This is a genomic window from Streptomyces adustus, assembly GCF_009377175.1.
Lineage (GTDB): Bacteria > Actinomycetota > Actinomycetes > Streptomycetales > Streptomycetaceae > Streptomyces > Streptomyces adustus.
Genome location: NZ_VJZD01000488.1, coordinates 1 through 2,709, shown reverse-complemented (window position 1 = coordinate 2,709; position 2,709 = coordinate 1). Strand labels below are relative to the sequence as shown.

General features: G+C 73.1%; 5 protein-coding genes. All 5 read left to right on the top strand.

What is annotated here, in order from left to right; all coding sequences use genetic code 11:
* The first annotated feature begins 106 nt into the window (after positions 1–106).
* The 5 genes from FNH09_RS45955 (at position 107) to FNH09_RS45935 (ending at position 2,638) form a co-directional block, all read left to right on the top strand.
* A complete protein-coding gene (locus tag FNH09_RS45955) occupies positions 107–571 on the top strand; it encodes a hypothetical protein (RefSeq protein ID WP_152895805.1) in 465 nt (154 codons plus the stop codon).
* 107 nt (positions 572–678) lie between these two features.
* The gene (locus FNH09_RS45950) at positions 679–1,062 is read left to right on the top strand and encodes a hypothetical protein (protein WP_162470107.1); all 384 of its coding nucleotides are present in this window, start codon (positions 679–681) and stop codon (positions 1,060–1,062) included.
* Entirely contained in the window at positions 1,059–1,556 is a 498-nt protein-coding gene (locus FNH09_RS45945; protein ID WP_152895804.1) for a hypothetical protein, read from the top strand. Before FNH09_RS45950 ends, FNH09_RS45945 begins: the two co-directional genes overlap by 4 nt.
* Before the next feature lie 111 nt (positions 1,557–1,667).
* On the top strand, positions 1,668–2,360 hold the full coding sequence (locus FNH09_RS45940) for a GGDEF domain-containing protein (RefSeq protein WP_152895803.1): 693 nt from the start codon (positions 1,668–1,670) through the stop codon (positions 2,358–2,360).
* Positions 2,357–2,638, top strand: a complete 282-nt coding sequence (locus FNH09_RS45935) for a hypothetical protein (RefSeq protein ID WP_152895802.1) — start codon at positions 2,357–2,359, stop codon at positions 2,636–2,638. Before FNH09_RS45940 ends, FNH09_RS45935 begins: the two co-directional genes overlap by 4 nt.
* Positions 2,639–2,709: the final 71 nt, after the last annotated feature.

Sequence of the window (2,709 nt, the reverse complement as noted above, 5' to 3'; positions counted from 1 at the left end):
CACCTACACCGCCCCGCAGGCCGCCGGGCACCACCTGGCGGCCTGACCATCCCGCCCCGGCGCCACCGACCCGGGCGGCGCCCCCTGCCTTACCCCTGGAGGAACCATGACCGCCCTTCCGCTCGACCACACGCCGCTGGAGCGCCTGTTCGCGCTGGTGCCGTACGAGAGCGACGACGACCAGCGCGAGACGGCGGCCACTGCCGCCGCCTACCACCTGTTCACCGCGTACGCCGACACCCTGCACCTGACGGTGGAGGCCGATCTGTGGCAGGGCTACCCGGCCGTCCGTGACGGCGGACTGGAGCCGAGCGCGATCGTCTTACTCGGTGGCGGGCTGTGGCTGCACCACACCATGCGCAGCACCGAGGGCGACGGTGCGATCGACGTGCTCACGCTGATCGTGCCGTGCACCTGCGGCCACGGCTACACGGACATCACGCTCGACTCCGAGGACATGCTCATGGAGGTCCTCACCGAGCTGCGGCCCACCCACGGCCAATCGGTGCACCACGGCGCCCTGCTCGACTGCGCCAGCGTGCCCACCGCCCCGAACCGGGCCGAGAGCTGACCGGCATTCACCGTGCGTCCACGACCGCCACCCGCGTCGGCGGCCGTGGACGCGCAGTGTCCGCCGGTCACCCAGACCGAGCGATCGACCCTCTTGTGGAGGTCACCGTGCCCCTCACCCGTCTCCTGGTCGACGCCGCTGCCGCACGCCTCGGCTGGCGCCGCACCTACACCGACACCACCCAGGTCGACACCCTGCTCAGCGAGCAGGCCGAGACCGCCTACCGCCAGGCCCCCGACCACGCCGCTCTCGCCACCGCCAAGCACGACGACGCCCTCGCGGTGCAGCCCGGTGTCCTGGACGTCCGCGGTCGCGTCCTGGCCGACGTCGTCTACCTGGAAGGCGTCCTGACCGGCGCCCGCAACCGCGGCCTGCCCCCGGCGCTCATCCAGTGCCTGGAGGACGTCGTCGACCACGGCCACGAGATGGCCGTGCTGCTCGCAGGCACCGTCCGCACCACCGCCGTGGTGACCGCCGGGAGCGCGGGATGACCTTCCGCGAAACCAGCGCCCTTCCCGGCCGGACGGACTGGCAGCTCGCCCAAGAGGTTCTGCACCACGCCAGGTTCTCCGATGCAGAGCAGCGCATTGCCGAGCAGTTCACGCAGGAAGAGGTCTGTCGGGCCGACGCATACCTGACCGCAGCCCGCCACGACACCGATCACCTGACCGCCATCGAGACCCGCCTGAAGGCCGTACCCGAGGGCTGGCGGCAGCGCGATGGCGACGCCGGTCTGATCGAGGACGCCGACGGCCGGCCCATCGCCATCCTCGGTACCAGCGGCGACGCGCGGCTGATGCTCGGGGAGTTCATCGCCGCCGTCCCCGCCGATACCGCGTGGCTCGCTCAGCAGCTGAGGCGGGCGTGGGCGCAGATGGACAGGCTGCGCGACCGGATCGACGGCGCCGGCTCCCTCATGGACCGGGACTACGTCGCCAGCGCCGTCGGCTACGTGCCCTGGAGCCGCGAGACGACCGGCGAATGACACCCCCGCCACACAAATGATCAAAACGAAAGGCGCACCCCCAAAAGCCTGCAAGCAACCGGGGTGCGCCTTCCTCATGCCCGCCCCGCAGGGGCGAGAACAGGAGCCATCATGCCTGCACCCGGCGCCTTACGGCAGCCGTCCCGCACACTCGTCATCGCCGCGGCCGCCGTGCCGCTCGCCCTGGCCGCCCTCGCGGCCGACGACCTGCGCGTGCGCCGCCAGCTCGACACCGCCCGCCGCGACCCCCTGACCGGCCTGCCCGGCCGCGACGCCCTCATGGCCCGCACCGGCCGGCTCGCCCGCACCTGCCGCGAGCAGCTGCACGTCATGATTGCCGACGCCGACGGACTGAAGAGCGTCAACGACACCCTCGGGCACGCCGCCGGCGACACCCTCATCGCCACCATCGGCCACCGCCTCGGGGCATGGGCCGCCGCCCGCGGCGGACTCGCCGCACGCCTGGGAGGCGACGAATTCGGCGCGGTCCTGCTGCTGCCCCCGACCGCGACCAACCAGGAGCTCGCCGGGCTGCGCGAGCTGCTGGCACAGCCCGTCGACCACGACGGGCAGACCCTGCACCCGGCCGTGTCCATCGGCACCGCCCGCGCCGCCGATGTGGCTGCCGACCTGCCCGATGCGGCCGGAGCTGCCCGGCTCCTGCGCGGCGCGGACATGGCCATGTACCGCGTCAAGACCCGCGAGCAGCCGGCCGGATACGTGGCCACCCGCCACGACGCCTACACGCCCTCGGTCCACGGGCGCCGCCCCGGCCGCCCCGGCACCCACCTGCCCCTCGCATGACCGCGCGGGCCCGCAAGACGTTGGTATGGGAGCCGGGTGAGATCCCAGCACCCGGCGCTCTCCTGGACTGGCGCGACGGCCGCCACTTCGACCACCGGCACGACCGGCCGTGCGCGCTATGCGCCAGGCCCACGCCGATGCGCTCCCACCACGGCGAGCCCGCCCACAAGACCTGTGCAGAGAGCTGGATCACCGCGCATCCGACCGAGGCCCGCCTCGGCAGGTTCGCCTCCGACACGCAGCCCAAGCGCGCACGCGACACCGACGACCACGCCTGACCGCCCACACCCATCCGGAGAGCCCCATGAGGCGACCCACCCAGACCACCGAGCCCGGCATCCCCTTCCCC